Here is a 13,707-nt window from a genome sequence, read left to right as displayed (position 1 = left end):
GAATGGGCGTCGCGATCAGGTCGTCGTTGCGCGGCGCAGGGTGAAGAGGGCGCGCAGCCGGCCGTCGCGCAGGTAGAGGCCGCCCCAGGCCAGGACGCCGACATAGGCCCCGAAGAGAACCTGGCTGAAGAGTGGTTCCTCTAGGCGCATCTTGCTGGCGATGGCGCCGCCGAGCAGGCCGGTGGTGAGGATCGCGCCGAGGAGGGCCGTGCGCGGAACGGCATAAAGGACGGCGCAAACGAGACCGATGATTCCGATGGGGCGCACCAGGTCCAGTGGATAGCCGATCTGCGCCGTCGCATCGACTACGGGCTGGATCATCATCAGCTTCGTGGTGCCGTCCATGACCAGGAACAGCAGCACGAGGCCGCTCATTGCTCGCCCAGTCCACAACATGGCCTTCGAGCTCGAAGGCGTTTGAAAGTCGGTTGGCATACAATTGTCTCCTAGCTTGTTTGGTGAGAGGCGTTCCGGCGGCCATGGTCGCCGCCGACATTCGCTGCCTCAAAGAGTCTTGAGGTATTCCGCCATGCGCTCCGCGCCCTGGCTGATCATGTGGCCGAAACCCATCCCGGCTGTGATGTCCCGGTCCTCGAACGAATCGAAGCGTGCGACGAGCATCCATTTCGTCTGAAGTCCGTGTGTCTCGAGGGTGACCGTATTGACGGCAGTCGGTGGAGCAGGATTTCGCTTCTCGTCTTTGATGGTTTTCCAGACGAGCCGCTCTGGCTCGACGACTTCTAGAAAGACGCAGTTGATCGTGAACTGTGCGCCGTTGGGGGCTTGCATAATGTGGAGCCAGGCGCCGCCGGGTCTTACATCCATCTCGCAGAGAGGGCTCGAGAAGCCGTGCCCGCCGTACCACTGCGCGACATGCTTTGGATCTGTAATGGCCTTCCAGATAAGTTCACGTGGCGCGTCGAGCATTCGCGTGATGATAATTACGGGCTCGTCTAGCGAACTGGCGTCAATTGTTGATGTCACTGAGATCTTCCTTTTTTTATTTGGGGTCGAAGGGGTCGGCTCGCGGCTCGCAAGAGCTCAGCCATCTTTGCTATCGGGGTCCTGGCGCTGCATAACCTTCAGATATTGGGCCAGGGTATCGAGGCTTCTGTCCCAGAAGCGCTGATAGCTTTCGAGCCACTCGAAGACATCTCGGAGAGGAGCGGCCTCAAGGTGACAGGGACGCCACTGCGCCTCTCGGCCGCGCGAAACTAGGCCCGCAGTTTCGAGCACCTTTAGGTGCTTGGAAACGGCCGCAAGGCTCATTTCATACGGCTCGGCCAATTCAGTCACAGTGGCGTCGCCGGTCGCCAAGCGCGCAAGGATTCCACGCCGCGTAGGATCGGAGAGAGCGAACAGGGTCGAGCTGAGACGATCTGACGGCACGTAATTAACCATTCGGTTGACAACCTATCGGTTGAATACATAGCGCGGGTATTTTCGACGTGCAAGCCCAACCGAAAGAATCATCTGGCAGGAACGGCACGGTCTCCTGAAGTCAGGCGTCAGAAGCGCGAACAAGCACCGAGCGCGAACCCGATAGATCCCCAAAAATCATTCCGTTGATTGGCAACGAAACGGGCCTCAGGTAGGTTGCTGACGGTCGACCTAGTCGGAACCGCACTTAGGTCGGCTCCCCAAACTCCGCCTCGTTCCTTGCCCGATGGGCGTCTCTCATAGTCGACGGGCGGCAACAGCATGACCTCCGTCTCGGCGCGGCCGTATTCCCTGCCGATTTGAAACGCCGCATAGATCGCGCCGAGGCGGATCAACAGCTTAAGCATGATGGTTCACCTTTGGTGGGTGTAACCCGGCACAGGGTGGATCGTTCCGTTGCCGCCCGGTCGGCGGTCGTGGCATGATGGTGCCCAAGACCACCATCGTGGTCTCGCAGGAGTGGCATCATGGACAAGAAAGAAGTCGCCCGCGAAATAATGCAGATCGTCAGAACTGATCTGGCGAGCGCCAGGGATTCGCTACATCAGGGAGAGCCATCCTGGCGAACTATCGATGAAGCAATGTCCAAATTGAGGAGGATAGCCTCTATCTTGGACTATGGGGACCGAGAGCCTCCGACAGCTGCCAATAGGTGACACGCTGGAAGCTCATGGGCCTAGGCGCCTTAGGCGTCACCGGTATGGCCGCTGCGGCGCTGGCCTCGCTTGTCACAGCATATTGGCATGACATCTGGTCCGCGCTGCGGGGCGGGTGATCGCGCCGACGGTTCGGAATCGGACAAAAGCCGTCAGCGTTGGAACAAAATCGCGGCCTGCCAATTCAACACCCATGGCGCTCTTTTATTTCGACCTTGACGACAACGGGATGGTTTTTCCTGATGACCAGGGGACAGAATGCCAAGACGTTGCGGCGGTAAGATATGAAGCGATCAGATCACTGGCAGATATAACGAGAGACGCGCTGCCGGACGGCGACCACCATAAGGTGGAGAGCTTGGAACGGCGTCGGCCCAACTCCCGGCGGGCAAATCACAGGCCGTTCATTGGAATATTCAATTTTGCTAAAATGCCTGGAATTAAGATCTAGGCGACCACGCTTTGAATCGCGTTCAGTGAGTCTATATACTTCACCGGGCCACGGGTGATGGTCGTGAGTTCAGCGATCACGTCAAACGCCTTGATGCTCAACGTCGGGTCACCTTTCATCTCCGAAACAACTGGCCCATCAACGAAGGACTGCGCGGCGGCGTCATCGTCGAACAGGTAAATCCCGCCGGCTTCGCTTTGGGCCTCGTTTATAATCCAGACCTTCCAGCGCAGGCCAGGTATGTCCGCGATGGGTTGAGCATAGGGCAGGTTGTCTTTCTCATACTCGGCCCTCGGCCCGTTGAGCTTGTAGTTGATTTGCAGAATTTTACCCGACATGTCTTTCCTCCCTTGTTCTCGGTAATAGGCGTTGCACGGCTACGAGCGACCCTCCGCGCGTGAGGCTGCAACCTCAGTATGGTTTTCAAGAAAGCGGGACGATACCTTCGAGCGCCGCATAGACCGAGGTTCGCAGCCAACGGTCCATGCTGCGGGCAAGGCCGGGGTCGCCGCTCAGGAAAAGGCCGCCCTTTTCTTTCTCACGCTCGATGCTGGAGCGGCCCTCCAGAATGGCCCCCAGCGGAACAACGCCGGTCTCGACGTAGAGGTCGACGTCCCGGTGGGGGTCGAGCGAGCATAGCTCGGGCAAGTCCGCGCCTGGCTCGACCACAAACCAATAATGGAGGCACTTCGGTGGGGGATCGTCGCGGAAATGGAACCGGATGACGGCGCGCCGCCGCGGCAGCTCAGCGAGGTCGATCTTTCGCCGCACGAGCCACATGAGGGTCGAAACATCCACGTCGGCGAGCGCGATCTCCGCCTCGATGTTGCATTGCGCCCATTCCGCCAGCGCGTTCATCGCCGGCTCGAGCTTGATCGACTTCTCGGTGCGGAAATAGGCGATGGTGCCCGACGCCTTGTCCTCGACGCGCTCGACCAGGCCCAACGCTTCCATCTCCTTGAGCCGCCTCGACAAGAGGGCGGACGAGATGTTGCCTACTCCCTTGCGAATGTCATTGAAGCGGGTCGAGCCGTTCCAGAGCTCGGCCAGGATTTGAATCGTCCAGCGTGGCTCCAGGAACTCGCAGGCGCGCGAGATCGGGCAGACCAGTCCGTAAGGCCGTCGCGTCATGGCTGAGCGCTCCTTTGCCGCAAGTTAGGCCTTGCGGAGGACTAAGGCCAGTTCACAATCTGAAGCGGAACGCTTCCGAAGCTGCCCTGGCGTTTCTGCCCCCATAAAGCACGCCGACGGTTCCTTTGTCGTCAGCATGACTCTCCAGAAAGACTATATCCGGGTTCCGCGGCTGGGCGATTTCGCCCGGACCGCCCGGACCGGTGGACCTTCGGCCTTAGCCTGCCCGAAAACGCCCCTATGGGGATCGCAGGGCTCAGGCGGCCTTCAACTGCTCCGCGGTTCGGCCGCCTTGCCGAGTTTCTCTTCGACCAAGCGCGGACACCACCTGGAGCTTGCCATTTGATGCAAGGTCCCTTTTGGCACTGCGCTGTCCGCGAACGTCAGTTTTCGGGTTCATCAAGTCGCGCGACAGGCCCTTCATCTCTCGACCGATTCCGGCGCATCCACGACATCAGGCGAACGCGAAAGTTTGACCCGACGCAGACGATTGCTGGAATGATCACACATGTCTAGGCTCAGGACCTATTAATTTGGATTGAGATGTGATTCACGGTTTCCGAGAAGGAGGCCGTGATGGGTGATTTGTTTCTGCTGAGCGAGCGCCAGATGGCGCGGATATCGCCGCATTTTCCGCTGTCGCATGGCGTTCCACGGGTCGATGACCGACGGGTGGTGAGCGGGATCGTCTACGTGATCAGGAACGGCCTGCAGTGGAAGGATGCGCCAACGGGCTATGGCCCGCCCAAGACGCTTTACAACCGCTTCATCCGTTGGAGCAGGATGGGCGTGTTCGACCGTATCTTCGCCGGCCTTGCCGGCGAAGGGCCGAATAGACTCGCGGCCAGAGCACCTAAATTTAGGCTTCCTGAAGGTACTCACCCCTCATGGCCGAAATTCGCGCCCAACGCCGCCTTGCCGCGATCCTGGCCGCCGATGTCCGCGCTCTGTCCGCCGAAGTGCTTTTTGTCTGACGGTCGCGGTAGCGACAGGCGCAAAGATCAGTCGAGGCTGATCCGCGTTCCCTTGGCGCCGTTGAGCAGCCGCTTGAGATGGAAGCTGGCGAGCTGGTCGTCTGGACATTTGCCGATCTGCGCGGCGAAAGCCGTAAGCGCGTTTGCATCGCCGGCCTCCAATCTGCCGAAGGCTTCGAGATAGCTCGCCGTCGAAGGATCATCATACTGCTTTGACGACAAAGGCTCGAACGCGCGCAGCGCCTCGGCCCTGCCGCGCAGCATCAGATCGCCGACCGGCCGTCCGCGGAAGCCGTCGACCCTTGCAGCCGCGCTCCCGCTGACGCAGATACGCGTGCCCAGCTGCTTGTTGGCGCTTTCCAGCCGCGCCGCGATATTGATGGTGTCGCCATAGGCCGTATAGTCGAAGAAGCGGCCTCCGCCGAAATTTCCGACCAGCGCCGGACCCGCATGGACGCCGATGCGGGTCGTACCGACCGCGACGCCCTTGTCGCGCCAGCTATCGCGGAACGATTGCGACAGCGCGTCGAGCTCGAACGCGCAGGCAACCGCGCGCGCCGCATGGTCCTGCTGCTCGCCAGGAGCGCCAAACAGCACATGCAGCGCATCGCCGACGATCTTGGCGACGGTGCCTTCATGCGCGAACACGACGTCGGTCATGCCAGCCAAATAGTCGTTGAGGAGCGCGCCAAGCGTGGCAGGGTCGATCGTTTCCACCAGCGTTGTGAAGCTGGTAATGTCGGTGAACAGCGAGGCGACCTCGCGCCACTGCCCGGCTAGCGCCAACCCGTCGGCGTCGCCGGCCAGCCGCTCGGCCAGATTGGGCGAGAAGTAGCGCGACAGCGATGCATGCGCGCGCTCCGCGACCGCTTGCCGCCGATGCGCCTCGTGCAGCACCTCGCGATGCTTCAAGGTCTTGGCGATCGTGGTCTCCAGGTCGGCAAAGTCGATCGGCTTAGTGATGAAGTCGAAGGCGCCTCGGTTCATCGCAGTGCGGATGTTGGCCATGTCACCGTAAGCGGAGACGATGACCGTCGAAAGCTGCTGGCCCTCGGCCTGCTGCAGCTTCTCCAGCAGCGACAGGCCGTCCATACGGGGCATGTTGATGTCGCACAGCACCATGTCGATGTCGCTGTTGCCGTCGATGACGGACAGGGCGTCCACACCATCGTTGGCAAACAGGAAAATGACCGCGCCGTCGCGGATCTGACGCCGGAACTTCTGGACGATCAAGACCTCAAGATCGGGCTCGTCGTCGACCACGAGGATGCGCGCCGTCACGCCACCATTCCCAGCCGGGTTTCGATCTGTTGCCTGAGCGCCGAAAAGTCGATCGGCTTGGTCAGCAGCGCTTCGGCACCGTTCTCCAGCGCCTTGCTCTTGGTTTCGGCGTCGCCATAGGCGGTGATCATGATGACCGGGACGTCGGGCCGCAGCACCTTGATCTTCGGCAGCAGCTCGAGCCCGCTCATGCCGGGCATGTTGATGTCGGACAGCACTAGGATCAGTGTCACCCCTTCGGCGTGGTCGATCTGCTCCAACGCATCGACCGCCGATTGCGCGAACTCCATGGTGAAGCGGCTGGCTCGGATGTCGCGGCGGAACTGCTGGCGAAACAGCGGCTCGACGTCGGGTTCGTCGTCGACGACCAGGATGAGGAGGCTCATGCTTCACCTCCCGATTTTGCGAGCGAGGCCGCAGCGCGCGGCAGCACAATCCGGAACTCGGTGAACTCGCCTGGCTGGCTGTCGACGTCGATCGTGCCGGCATGCTGTTTGACGACGATGTCGTGGCTGAGCGACAGGCCGAGCCCGGTGCCCTCGCCGGCTGGCTTGGTCGTGAAGAATGGATTGAACATCTTCTCCTTCACCTCCGGCGGAATGCCGGTGCCGTTGTCGCGGATCCTGATTTCGACACGGTCGCCGAGACTCCTGGTGGTGGCGGAGAGCGTCGGCTCATAACCCGCGCCATTCGCTGCGGCGCTGCGCTTGGCCGTTGCATAAAAGCCGTTGGAGATGAGGTTGAGAAGCACCCGCGTGATCTCCTGCGGGTAGAGATCGACATCCCCCGCCTGCGGGTCGAAATTCCGCGTCAGCGTGACGTTGAATCCCGGCTTTTCGGCGCGCGCCCCGTGATAGGCAAGGTTCAGGCTCTCCTCCACGACGGCATTGATGTCGATCGGACGATGCTCTCCAGAACCCGCGCGCGAATGCAGCAGCATGTTCCTGACGATGGAATCGGCCCGCTTGCCGTGCTGGACCACCTTGTCGAGATTGCTCTTGAGCACGCCTGTCAGTTCGGCGACCTCATCGCGCACGGATGCCTCCAAAGGCGCTCCGGCCAGCACACTGCTCAAATCATCGATGAGTTCGCCGGAGAGCGCTGAGAAGTTGTTGACGAAGTTGAGCGGGTTCTTGATCTCGTGGGCGATACCGGCGGTCAACTGGCCGAGTGAGGCGAGCTTCTCCGTTTGCACGAGGCGGTCCTGCGCGGTCCTCAGATCTTCGAGCGAGCGTGACAATTCGCGGGTACGCGCCTGCACCTCGTCGAACAGCCGGACGTTCTCGATCGCTATGCCGGACTGGTCGGCAAACGTCTCGACGAGCTCGATCTGCCTCGGCGTGAAGTCCCGCACCTGTGACCGCGTCAGTGCGAACACGCCTACCGGCGCGCCTTCGCGCAAGATCGGAACGCATAGAATGGTACGGTAGCCGCCGAGCTTCTGAAGCTGCGTTGCCCCGTAGTCCGGGTCGGCGAGCACGTCCGAAACGTGGACGGCGCGGGCTTCGAGGGCCACCCGTCCGGTGACGCTGTCGCGACTAGCCGCGAAGGGATTGGCTTTGGCGAAAACCGCGGCTTCAGGCAAATTGCCGTACTCGGCCGACCACCGGTAGAGATCGCCGTCGCGCTTGAAGATGACGCTCGTGTCCGCGTCGCACAGCTTGGCCGCTGATTCCACCAGCGTGTCGAGAACCGGCTGCAGGTCGAACGTAGAGCGGCTGATCGCCTTCAGCACATCGGCCGTCGCCGTCTGCTGCTGCAGCGACTCGCTTAGCTCGGCTGTGCGCGTCTGCACCTCCTCAAACAACCGCGCGTTCTCGATGGCGATGACAGCCTGATCGGCGAAAGTCTCGACCAGCTCGATCTGCTTTGGCGAGAACGGCCCGGGCGCCTTGCGCATGACCAGAAGCAACCCCATCAGCTCCGTGCCGCGCAGGAGCGGAACGCCGAGGATGCAGCGAACGCCGCGCTGCCGCGCCACGTCGGTGAAGGTGAACTCGGGATCGGCTTCGAAATCCGGGACGTGAACGGTTTTCTGTTCCAGCAGAACGCGCCCCGACACCGATCCGCGCCCCGGCTGGCGCATGATCTTGGTATGGGCAGGGGCCGCTTCCGGATCTCGGCTGAAGGTCGTGGTCCACTGAAATCCGTCGTCGACCAGACGATAGAAATCGGCAATGTCCGCGTCGCAGAGGTGCGCGGCGGACTCTGCCAGGGTGTCAAGGACGTTCTGCAGGTCGAAGGCCGACCGGCTGATGACCTTGAGCACGTCTGCTGTCGCTGTCTGCTGCTGAAGCGACTCGCTTAGCTCCGCGGTCCGCGCCTTGACCTCATCAAACAGGCGGACATTTTCGATGGCGATCACGGCCTGGTCGGCGAAGGTCTTCAGAAGTTCGACTTGCTTAGCGGCAAGAAAGCCCGTCTCAGCACGCCCGACTGCTATGCAACCGATGGGCAGGCCGTCACGCAGCATCGGCACGGCGACAGCACTGCGCAGGCCCGAAAAAGCCGCCGCGGCGCGATGCGTGAATTCACTATCCAAGGTGAGGTCCGGGATCTGCGCCACGTCAAGATATAGAATTGCCCGTTCGGCAGCGCTGCCGCGAGTAGGTGCCACGGGAAAGGTGTTGCGCACGATCTCAACGCTTTCTTCGGTGATGCCGTGATGTGCGACGAAATGCAGAAGCTCGCCGTCAAATCTGTAGACAAAGCAGAACTGCGCTTCGCATAGACGGGCGGCGCTATGCGCGATCATATTAAACACTGGCTGCCCATCGGTGGGCGAGCGGCTGATGACGCTAAGCACATCGCTGGTCGCCGTCTGGTACTCCAGCGCCTCTGTGGCCTCCCGTGTCCGCTGCTGCACCTCCTCGAAAAGGCGGACGTTCTCGATCGCAATTACGGCCTGGTCGGCAAAGGTCTGGACAAGTTCGATCTGGCTATCGGTGAAGGGCCCGGGTTCGGGTCGCGTCATTGCGAAGACGCCAATTACCGATCCTTCGCGCATGAGCGGTACACAGAGCACAGCCGAATAACCTCCGAGTCGCGGAGCTTCGGGAAGGCCATGTTCGGTGTCCTTGGTAACATCCGGAATGTGGACGACTGCCTTGTCGAGTGCTGTTCGGCCGACCCAGGATTGTCGGCTGATCGGACTCGGATTCGCCTCTTCATACGCGCGATACTCCGGGGTTTGGTCGTAGCCTGCCGCAAGCCGGAAGACATCGCCGTCCCGCATAAAGATGCCAGACGTTTTCGCACCGCAGAGCCTCACAGCAGAATCGATAAGTGTCTGCAGGACGCTCTGCAGGTCGAATGCGGAGCGGCTTATGACCTTGAGCACATCCGCGGTCGCGGTCTGCTGCAGTAATGCTTCGCCAAGCTCGGCGGTGCGAGCCTGCACCTCTTCGAAGAGCCGCACATTGCCGATCGCGATGACGGCCTGGTTGGCGAAAGTTTTGAGAAGGCCAATTTGGCTGTCGCTAAATGGCCGCGCCTCGATGCGCCGGATCATAAGCGCTCCGATTGCTTTTCCTTCCTGCAACAGTGGAGTGGCGAGAATCGCGCGAAAACCAAGGCGTTGAGCCATCATTCGGCCAGTTGCAAACTCCTCTCCAGCGATGGTCAAGTCGTGAACGTGGACCGGCACCCGATCCAATACGGCGCGGCCGGTAACGATGTCGCGCGCGACCGGCAAGCCAGCACCGTCAATCGGAATCGGTCCGTGATGCGCTCCCACAGCCAGCCTGTCGGAGCGCAGTAGATAGATCGTTGCGTCATAGGCGTCGCAGAGCCGAGCGGCACTTTCAGCGACGGCGTCCAGCACAGGCTGAATGTCCGTAGGAGACCCGGCAATCACTTGCAATATTGCGCCGGTCGCTGTCTGCTTCTCTAGCGCGTCGGTCAGGTCACGGCCACGCGACCCGACCTCTTCGAACAGCCGCACGTTCTCGATCGCGATGACCGCCTGATCCGAAAATGTCTGCACCAGTTCGATTTCGCGCGTACTGAACGGCGAGACCGACGAGCGGGCGAGGACGAACACGCCGGTCACGGCGCCGTCACGCATCAGCGGAACGCCCAGCAGGGTGCGGAAGCCGCCGAGCCGCTGGCCTTCGATGTTGGTATACTCCGGATCGTCGAGAACGTCGGCAATCTGCTCCACGGACCCGCTCTGGGCAACGCGGGCGGCGATGCTGCCCCGGCCTGGCGTGACCGGGAGGTTGTTCATGTGGTCCTGGAATTCTTGGCTCCATCCGATCTGTACCGTCGGCTGCAACACGTCGCCCTGGCGCAGATAGATGTAGCCCATCCCGGAATGACAGAGGTCGGACGCGGACTTCACAAGCGTATGCAGCACGGAATCGAGATCGAACGCCGAACTGCTGATCGTCTTCAACACTTCGGCCGTCGCCGTCTGCTGTTCCAGCGCTTCAGTCACCTCACGGTTGCGCGCCTGCACCTCGTCGAACAGCCGGACGTTCTCGATGGCGATCACCGCCTGGTCGGCGAAGCTCTCGACCAGTTCGACTTGACGCGGTGAAAATAGCCCGATCGCCCGCCGCGCCATGCCGAATACGCCGATGGTCTCCTGACCCCGCTTCAGCGGAACAGAAAGTACTGCGCGGAAACTGCCCATGATTGCCGCTTCCGGCCTTTCGTATTCCGGGTCTTCAAGCGCGTCCGCCACGTGGATCGTCAATCCCTCCAGCGCGGCGCGGCCCTGGAACGTCCCTCGTCCCACGACGTGTGGGTTGGCTCGTTCGTATGCATGCAGCTCGGCAGCCTGCCCGCCGCCTGCCATGAACCGCAACGTATCGCCAACGCGCAACGTGATTGCGCCCATGTCCGCCCCGGCCAGGCGTATTGCCGAGTCGACCAGCGTCTGCAGTACCGGTTGGAGATCGAAGGCCGACCGGCTGATTGCCTTGAGCACATCGGCGGTCGCGGTCTGCTGCTCCAACGCCTCGCCGAGGTCGCGTGTACGCGCCTGCACCTCGTCGAACAGTCGCACGTTCTCGATGGCGATGACCGCTTGGTCGGCGAAAATCTTGAGCAGCTTGATCTGCTTCTCGCTGAACGGCTTGACCTCGATGCGCCTGATGATGAGCGCGCCGATCGCCTCGGTGTCACGCATGAGAGGTGTTGCGAGCATCGTGCGGTGGCCAAGCCTTTCGGCAAGTGTTTGGCTGACAGGAAACTCCGCACCTGCTACCGCTATGTCGTTGACATGCACAGTCTTGCAGTCGGCGAAGGCGCGACCGCAGACCCAATCGCGTGCGACCGGCATCGGTTCGAAGTCGAAGGCGATGGGGCCGTAGTGCGCTTTGGGGAAAAGTGTCCCGTCTCGCGCCAGGAAAATGCCGGCGTCGTAGGTGTCGCAAAAGCGCGCAGCACTCTCCGCCACGACCTGCAGGACGGGTTGGATGTCGGTCGGCGATGCGGCGATCACCCTGAGGATCGCACTCGTCGCATTCTGCTGCTCAAGGAGATTGACGACCTCCGCGGTGCGTACCTGATTTTCTTCGCGCGCCGCTGTCAACTCGGATCGGAGCGAGCTGATCGTCATCTCTGAGTCGGAGTCTGGCCCTCCCACAGAGGTGCTCCTGTTTTTCTCTGCTCAGTGTCGGCTCTGGCCAGCCCAGCGTCAAGTTTGGTGACCTGCAACGTCCGTTCGTCACGCAGAGCGGCCGCTTTGGTGATGCACCTGAGCGTCGGCTTTCGGAGCTAATGCAGATAGGGAATACGTCCGAGAGATGGGGTCGTAGGCGGAGTGTCCGCTTCTTCGCACCTTGACCTAAAACCAGTCGGTCAGCTTGCGGCCCAAAACACGAGGTCCGAGTAGTAGCTTGGCGACGTCCGTGTTGCGCAAGCCGGACCTAGCGAGTGATGGCCTGGTTGTAGTCTCGTTGACAGGCGAGCGAACCGCAAAACTGCCCGCAGCAAGGCTGGCGCTAAGGCATTGATATTGCTGTTGTCAAAACCTGGGGATTTTTGGAGCTACTCCACAGCTTCGGAGAATGATCGGCATTCAGAGAGCAATTTGCACGCTCAGGGCGCTGCAGCACTCCCCAGCTTTTGGCCACACACCGTGCAAACGCTGGGCTTCAGAGAGCCTGCCAGCGGAGCAGAGAATTGTTGGGACTTTGAAGGTGGTAGCGGGAGAGGGACTTGAACCCCCGACCCCAGGATTATGATTCCCGTGCTCTAACCAACTGAGCTACCCCGCCAGGGCGGCGAAAGGCCCGAAATCCGCCTTAAATCGAAAGGGCATGTCGGGGGCGTTCGCCAAGGTCGCGCGGATATAAGGTTGGGAGGGCGAGCCTGTCAAGCTTCGAAGCAACCGGCGCGCCGGCTTATTGTCATTGTCGAAAAGCTTTGCCGCGCAGACATTTGGTTGCTGCCGCCGGGGTTGAGTTCGTAGGGGCACGTCGCTATGTCTCGGCCACGAGTTTTAAGAGTTGAAACAGATGAAACCGCGCATTGCAGTCCTCGGTTGCGGATACTGGGGCAGCAACCACATCCGCACCCTCAAGGCGCTCGGCGCGTTGCACGCGGTGTCCGACGCCAACCGGGCTCGCGCCGAAGGCTTCGCCAGCGAGCAGGATTGCCTGGCGATCGAGCCCGACCAGCTGTTCGTCCGTGACGATATCGACGCCATCGTCATGGCGTTGCCGCCGCAATTCCATGCCGACCTCGCGGTGCGCGCCTCCGAGAGCGGCAAGGACGTGCTGGTGGAGAAGCCGATCGCGCTGACGGTGCCGGACGCCGAGCGCGCGGTGCAGGCGGCCAAGGACAATGGCCGCGTCTTCATGGTCGGCCATGTCTTGCGTTTCCATCCCGCCTTCGAGACGCTGAAGGGGCTGATCGACAAGGGCGAACTCGGCGAAGTCCGCTACATCCATTCGCATCGGCTCGGCCTTGGCAAGTTCCACACCGAGAACGACGCGCTGTGGGACCTGGCGCCGCACGATTTGTCGATGATCCTGGCGATCACCGGCACCGAGCCGATCGAGGTGCGCGGCGAGGGCGCTGCCCTGCTCGACAATCTCAGCGACTTCGCGCATCTGCACATGCGCTTTCCCAACGGCCTGCGCAGCCATCTTTTCACTTCGCGGCTCAATCCCTATCGCGAGCGGCGGCTCACCGTGGTCGGAACCAAGGCGATGGCGGTGTTCGACGACGTCGAACCATGGGAACGCAAGCTTGCCGTCTACCGCCACGCTGTGTGGCAGGACAGCGGCCAATGGGCCTTCACCACCAATGAGCCGTCCTATGTCGCGGTTGCACAAGGCATGCCGCTGACGCGTGAACTGGAGCATTTCATCCAGTGCATCGAGACACGGGCCGAGCCGCGCACCAGCGGCGAGGAAGCGATCAGGGTGCTGCGCATCCTGACCGCGGGGACGGTCACGCATACCACGCCCAATTCCTGAGAGACTGTTTGGCCTCTGTCACTCGCCGGCGCGAATTTCGAAAAAGTCTCTGAGCGGCTTTTGGATTACTCGGCGGGGATCTGCGCCGGCCTGGCGGAAAGCCGCGTCAGCATGGCCTCGGCCTCGGCGCCACGCTCCGAACGCTCGATGAAGCCGCCGCCGAACACACGCGCCTCGTTGCCGTCATCGGAATAGAGCACACAGGCCTGTCCGGGCGCGATGCCGGACTCGCCGTCGACCAGTTCCACCCATGTGGCGCCAGCGCGGTGATGCAGCACGGCAGGGCGGGGCGGGCGGGTCGAGCGGACCTTGGCGAACAGCTCCAGGCCACCAGCGGGGAC

At 61.6% G+C, this 13,707-nt stretch carries 13 protein-coding genes, 1 tRNA gene and 1 pseudogene; 4 read left to right on the top strand and 11 right to left on the bottom strand.

Annotation, left to right across the window (positions count from 1 at the left end; genetic code table 11):
• Positions 1–15 precede the first annotated feature (15 nt).
• The 4 genes from CGZ66_RS03945 to CGZ66_RS03930 form a co-directional block, all read right to left on the bottom strand.
• On the bottom strand, positions 16–375 hold the full coding sequence (locus tag CGZ66_RS03945) for a DoxX family protein (RefSeq protein WP_245331005.1): 360 nt from the start codon (positions 373–375) through the stop codon (positions 16–18).
• Positions 376–504: 129 nt separating this feature from the next.
• Entirely contained in the window at positions 505–984 is a 480-nt protein-coding gene (locus CGZ66_RS03940) for an SRPBCC domain-containing protein (RefSeq protein WP_245331004.1), read from the bottom strand.
• 57 nt (positions 985–1,041) lie between these two features.
• Complete coding sequence (locus CGZ66_RS03935) at positions 1,042–1,401, bottom strand: ArsR/SmtB family transcription factor (RefSeq protein ID WP_167391981.1); 360 nt, start codon at positions 1,399–1,401, stop codon at positions 1,042–1,044.
• Positions 1,402–1,508: 107 nt separating this feature from the next.
• Positions 1,509–1,787, bottom strand: coding sequence for a hypothetical protein (locus CGZ66_RS03930; protein WP_095081791.1), 279 nt, complete (start codon positions 1,785–1,787; stop codon positions 1,509–1,511).
• A gap of 305 nt (positions 1,788–2,092) precedes the next feature.
• On the opposite strand from CGZ66_RS03930, the gene CGZ66_RS03925 reads away from it, so the two are divergent.
• A complete protein-coding gene (locus CGZ66_RS03925) occupies positions 2,093–2,215 on the top strand; it encodes a DUF1515 family protein (RefSeq protein ID WP_280952785.1) in 123 nt (40 codons plus the stop codon).
• Positions 2,216–2,289: 74 nt separating this feature from the next.
• A complete protein-coding gene (locus CGZ66_RS41665) occupies positions 2,290–2,547 on the top strand; it encodes a DUF6894 family protein (protein WP_095081789.1) in 258 nt (85 codons plus the stop codon).
• Here CGZ66_RS41665 and CGZ66_RS03915 read toward each other — a convergent pair.
• Positions 2,544–2,885 (bottom strand): YdhR family protein, encoded by a 342-nt coding sequence (locus CGZ66_RS03915; RefSeq protein ID WP_095081786.1) that lies wholly within the window; start codon positions 2,883–2,885, stop codon positions 2,544–2,546. The genes CGZ66_RS41665 and CGZ66_RS03915 overlap by 4 nt on opposite strands.
• A gap of 85 nt (positions 2,886–2,970) precedes the next feature.
• On the bottom strand, positions 2,971–3,678 hold the full coding sequence (locus tag CGZ66_RS03910; RefSeq protein ID WP_095081784.1) for a winged helix-turn-helix transcriptional regulator: 708 nt from the start codon (positions 3,676–3,678) through the stop codon (positions 2,971–2,973).
• A 576-nt stretch (positions 3,679–4,254) separates the two neighbouring features.
• Between CGZ66_RS03910 and CGZ66_RS03905 the strand changes: the two are divergent.
• Positions 4,255–4,503 (top strand): annotated as a pseudogene (locus CGZ66_RS03905) (transposase); the annotation flags it as partial.
• Positions 4,504–4,679: 176 nt separating this feature from the next.
• Here CGZ66_RS03905 and CGZ66_RS03900 read toward each other — a convergent pair.
• The 4 genes from CGZ66_RS03900 to CGZ66_RS03885 all read right to left on the bottom strand — a co-directional run bounded on the left by CGZ66_RS03900 (position 4,680) and on the right by CGZ66_RS03885 (position 12,160).
• Positions 4,680–5,933 carry an adenylate/guanylate cyclase domain-containing protein gene (locus CGZ66_RS03900; protein WP_095081782.1) on the bottom strand — a complete coding sequence of 418 codons (1,254 nt, stop codon included), beginning with the start codon at positions 5,931–5,933 and terminating at the stop codon, positions 4,680–4,682.
• Positions 5,930–6,319: a response regulator gene (locus tag CGZ66_RS03895; RefSeq protein ID WP_095081778.1), complete on the bottom strand. Its 390-nt coding sequence runs from the start codon at positions 6,317–6,319 to the stop codon at positions 5,930–5,932. Before CGZ66_RS03895 ends, CGZ66_RS03900 begins: the two co-directional genes overlap by 4 nt.
• Positions 6,316–11,499: a GAF domain-containing protein gene (locus CGZ66_RS03890; RefSeq protein WP_095081775.1), complete on the bottom strand. Its 5,184-nt coding sequence runs from the start codon at positions 11,497–11,499 to the stop codon at positions 6,316–6,318. Before CGZ66_RS03890 ends, CGZ66_RS03895 begins: the two co-directional genes overlap by 4 nt.
• Before the next feature lie 584 nt (positions 11,500–12,083).
• Positions 12,084–12,160: transfer RNA gene (locus CGZ66_RS03885), tRNA-Met, on the bottom strand.
• 240 nt (positions 12,161–12,400) lie between these two features.
• Here CGZ66_RS03885 and CGZ66_RS03880 point away from each other — a divergent pair.
• On the top strand, positions 12,401–13,366 hold the full coding sequence (locus tag CGZ66_RS03880) for a Gfo/Idh/MocA family protein (protein ID WP_095081773.1): 966 nt from the start codon (positions 12,401–12,403) through the stop codon (positions 13,364–13,366).
• Between the two features lie 65 nt (positions 13,367–13,431).
• On the opposite strand, the gene CGZ66_RS03875 is transcribed toward CGZ66_RS03880, so the two are convergent.
• On the bottom strand, positions 13,432–13,707 hold a 276-nt coding region (locus CGZ66_RS03875; RefSeq protein WP_342586845.1), incomplete at its 5' end, for an aminomethyltransferase beta-barrel domain-containing protein.

The sequence above is a fragment of the Mesorhizobium sophorae genome (assembly GCF_002270415.1).
Classification (GTDB): domain Bacteria; phylum Pseudomonadota; class Alphaproteobacteria; order Rhizobiales; family Rhizobiaceae; genus Mesorhizobium; species Mesorhizobium sophorae.
This window is presented reverse-complemented; position numbering and strand designations above follow the sequence as displayed.

Excerpts from the sequence above, each read along its gene's own strand:
- CGZ66_RS03915 (WP_095081786.1), bottom strand. The coding sequence starts at position 2,885 with ATGTCGGGTAAAATTCTGCAAATCAACTACAAGCTCAACGGGCCGAGG.
- CGZ66_RS41665 (WP_095081789.1), top strand. The coding sequence starts at position 2,290 with ATGGCGCTCTTTTATTTCGACCTTGACGACAACGGGATGGTTTTTCCT.
- CGZ66_RS03945 (WP_245331005.1), bottom strand. The coding sequence starts at position 375 with ATGAGCGGCCTCGTGCTGCTGTTCCTGGTCATGGACGGCACCACGAAG.
- CGZ66_RS03880 (WP_095081773.1), top strand. The coding sequence starts at position 12,401 with ATGAAACCGCGCATTGCAGTCCTCGGTTGCGGATACTGGGGCAGCAAC.
- CGZ66_RS03890 (WP_095081775.1), bottom strand. The coding sequence starts at position 11,499 with ATGACGATCAGCTCGCTCCGATCCGAGTTGACAGCGGCGCGCGAAGAA.
- CGZ66_RS03895 (WP_095081778.1), bottom strand. The coding sequence starts at position 6,319 with ATGAGCCTCCTCATCCTGGTCGTCGACGACGAACCCGACGTCGAGCCG.
- CGZ66_RS03930 (WP_095081791.1), bottom strand. The coding sequence starts at position 1,787 with ATGCTTAAGCTGTTGATCCGCCTCGGCGCGATCTATGCGGCGTTTCAA.
- CGZ66_RS03935 (WP_167391981.1), bottom strand. The coding sequence starts at position 1,401 with ATGGTTAATTACGTGCCGTCAGATCGTCTCAGCTCGACCCTGTTCGCT.
- CGZ66_RS03910 (WP_095081784.1), bottom strand. The coding sequence starts at position 3,678 with ATGACGCGACGGCCTTACGGACTGGTCTGCCCGATCTCGCGCGCCTGC.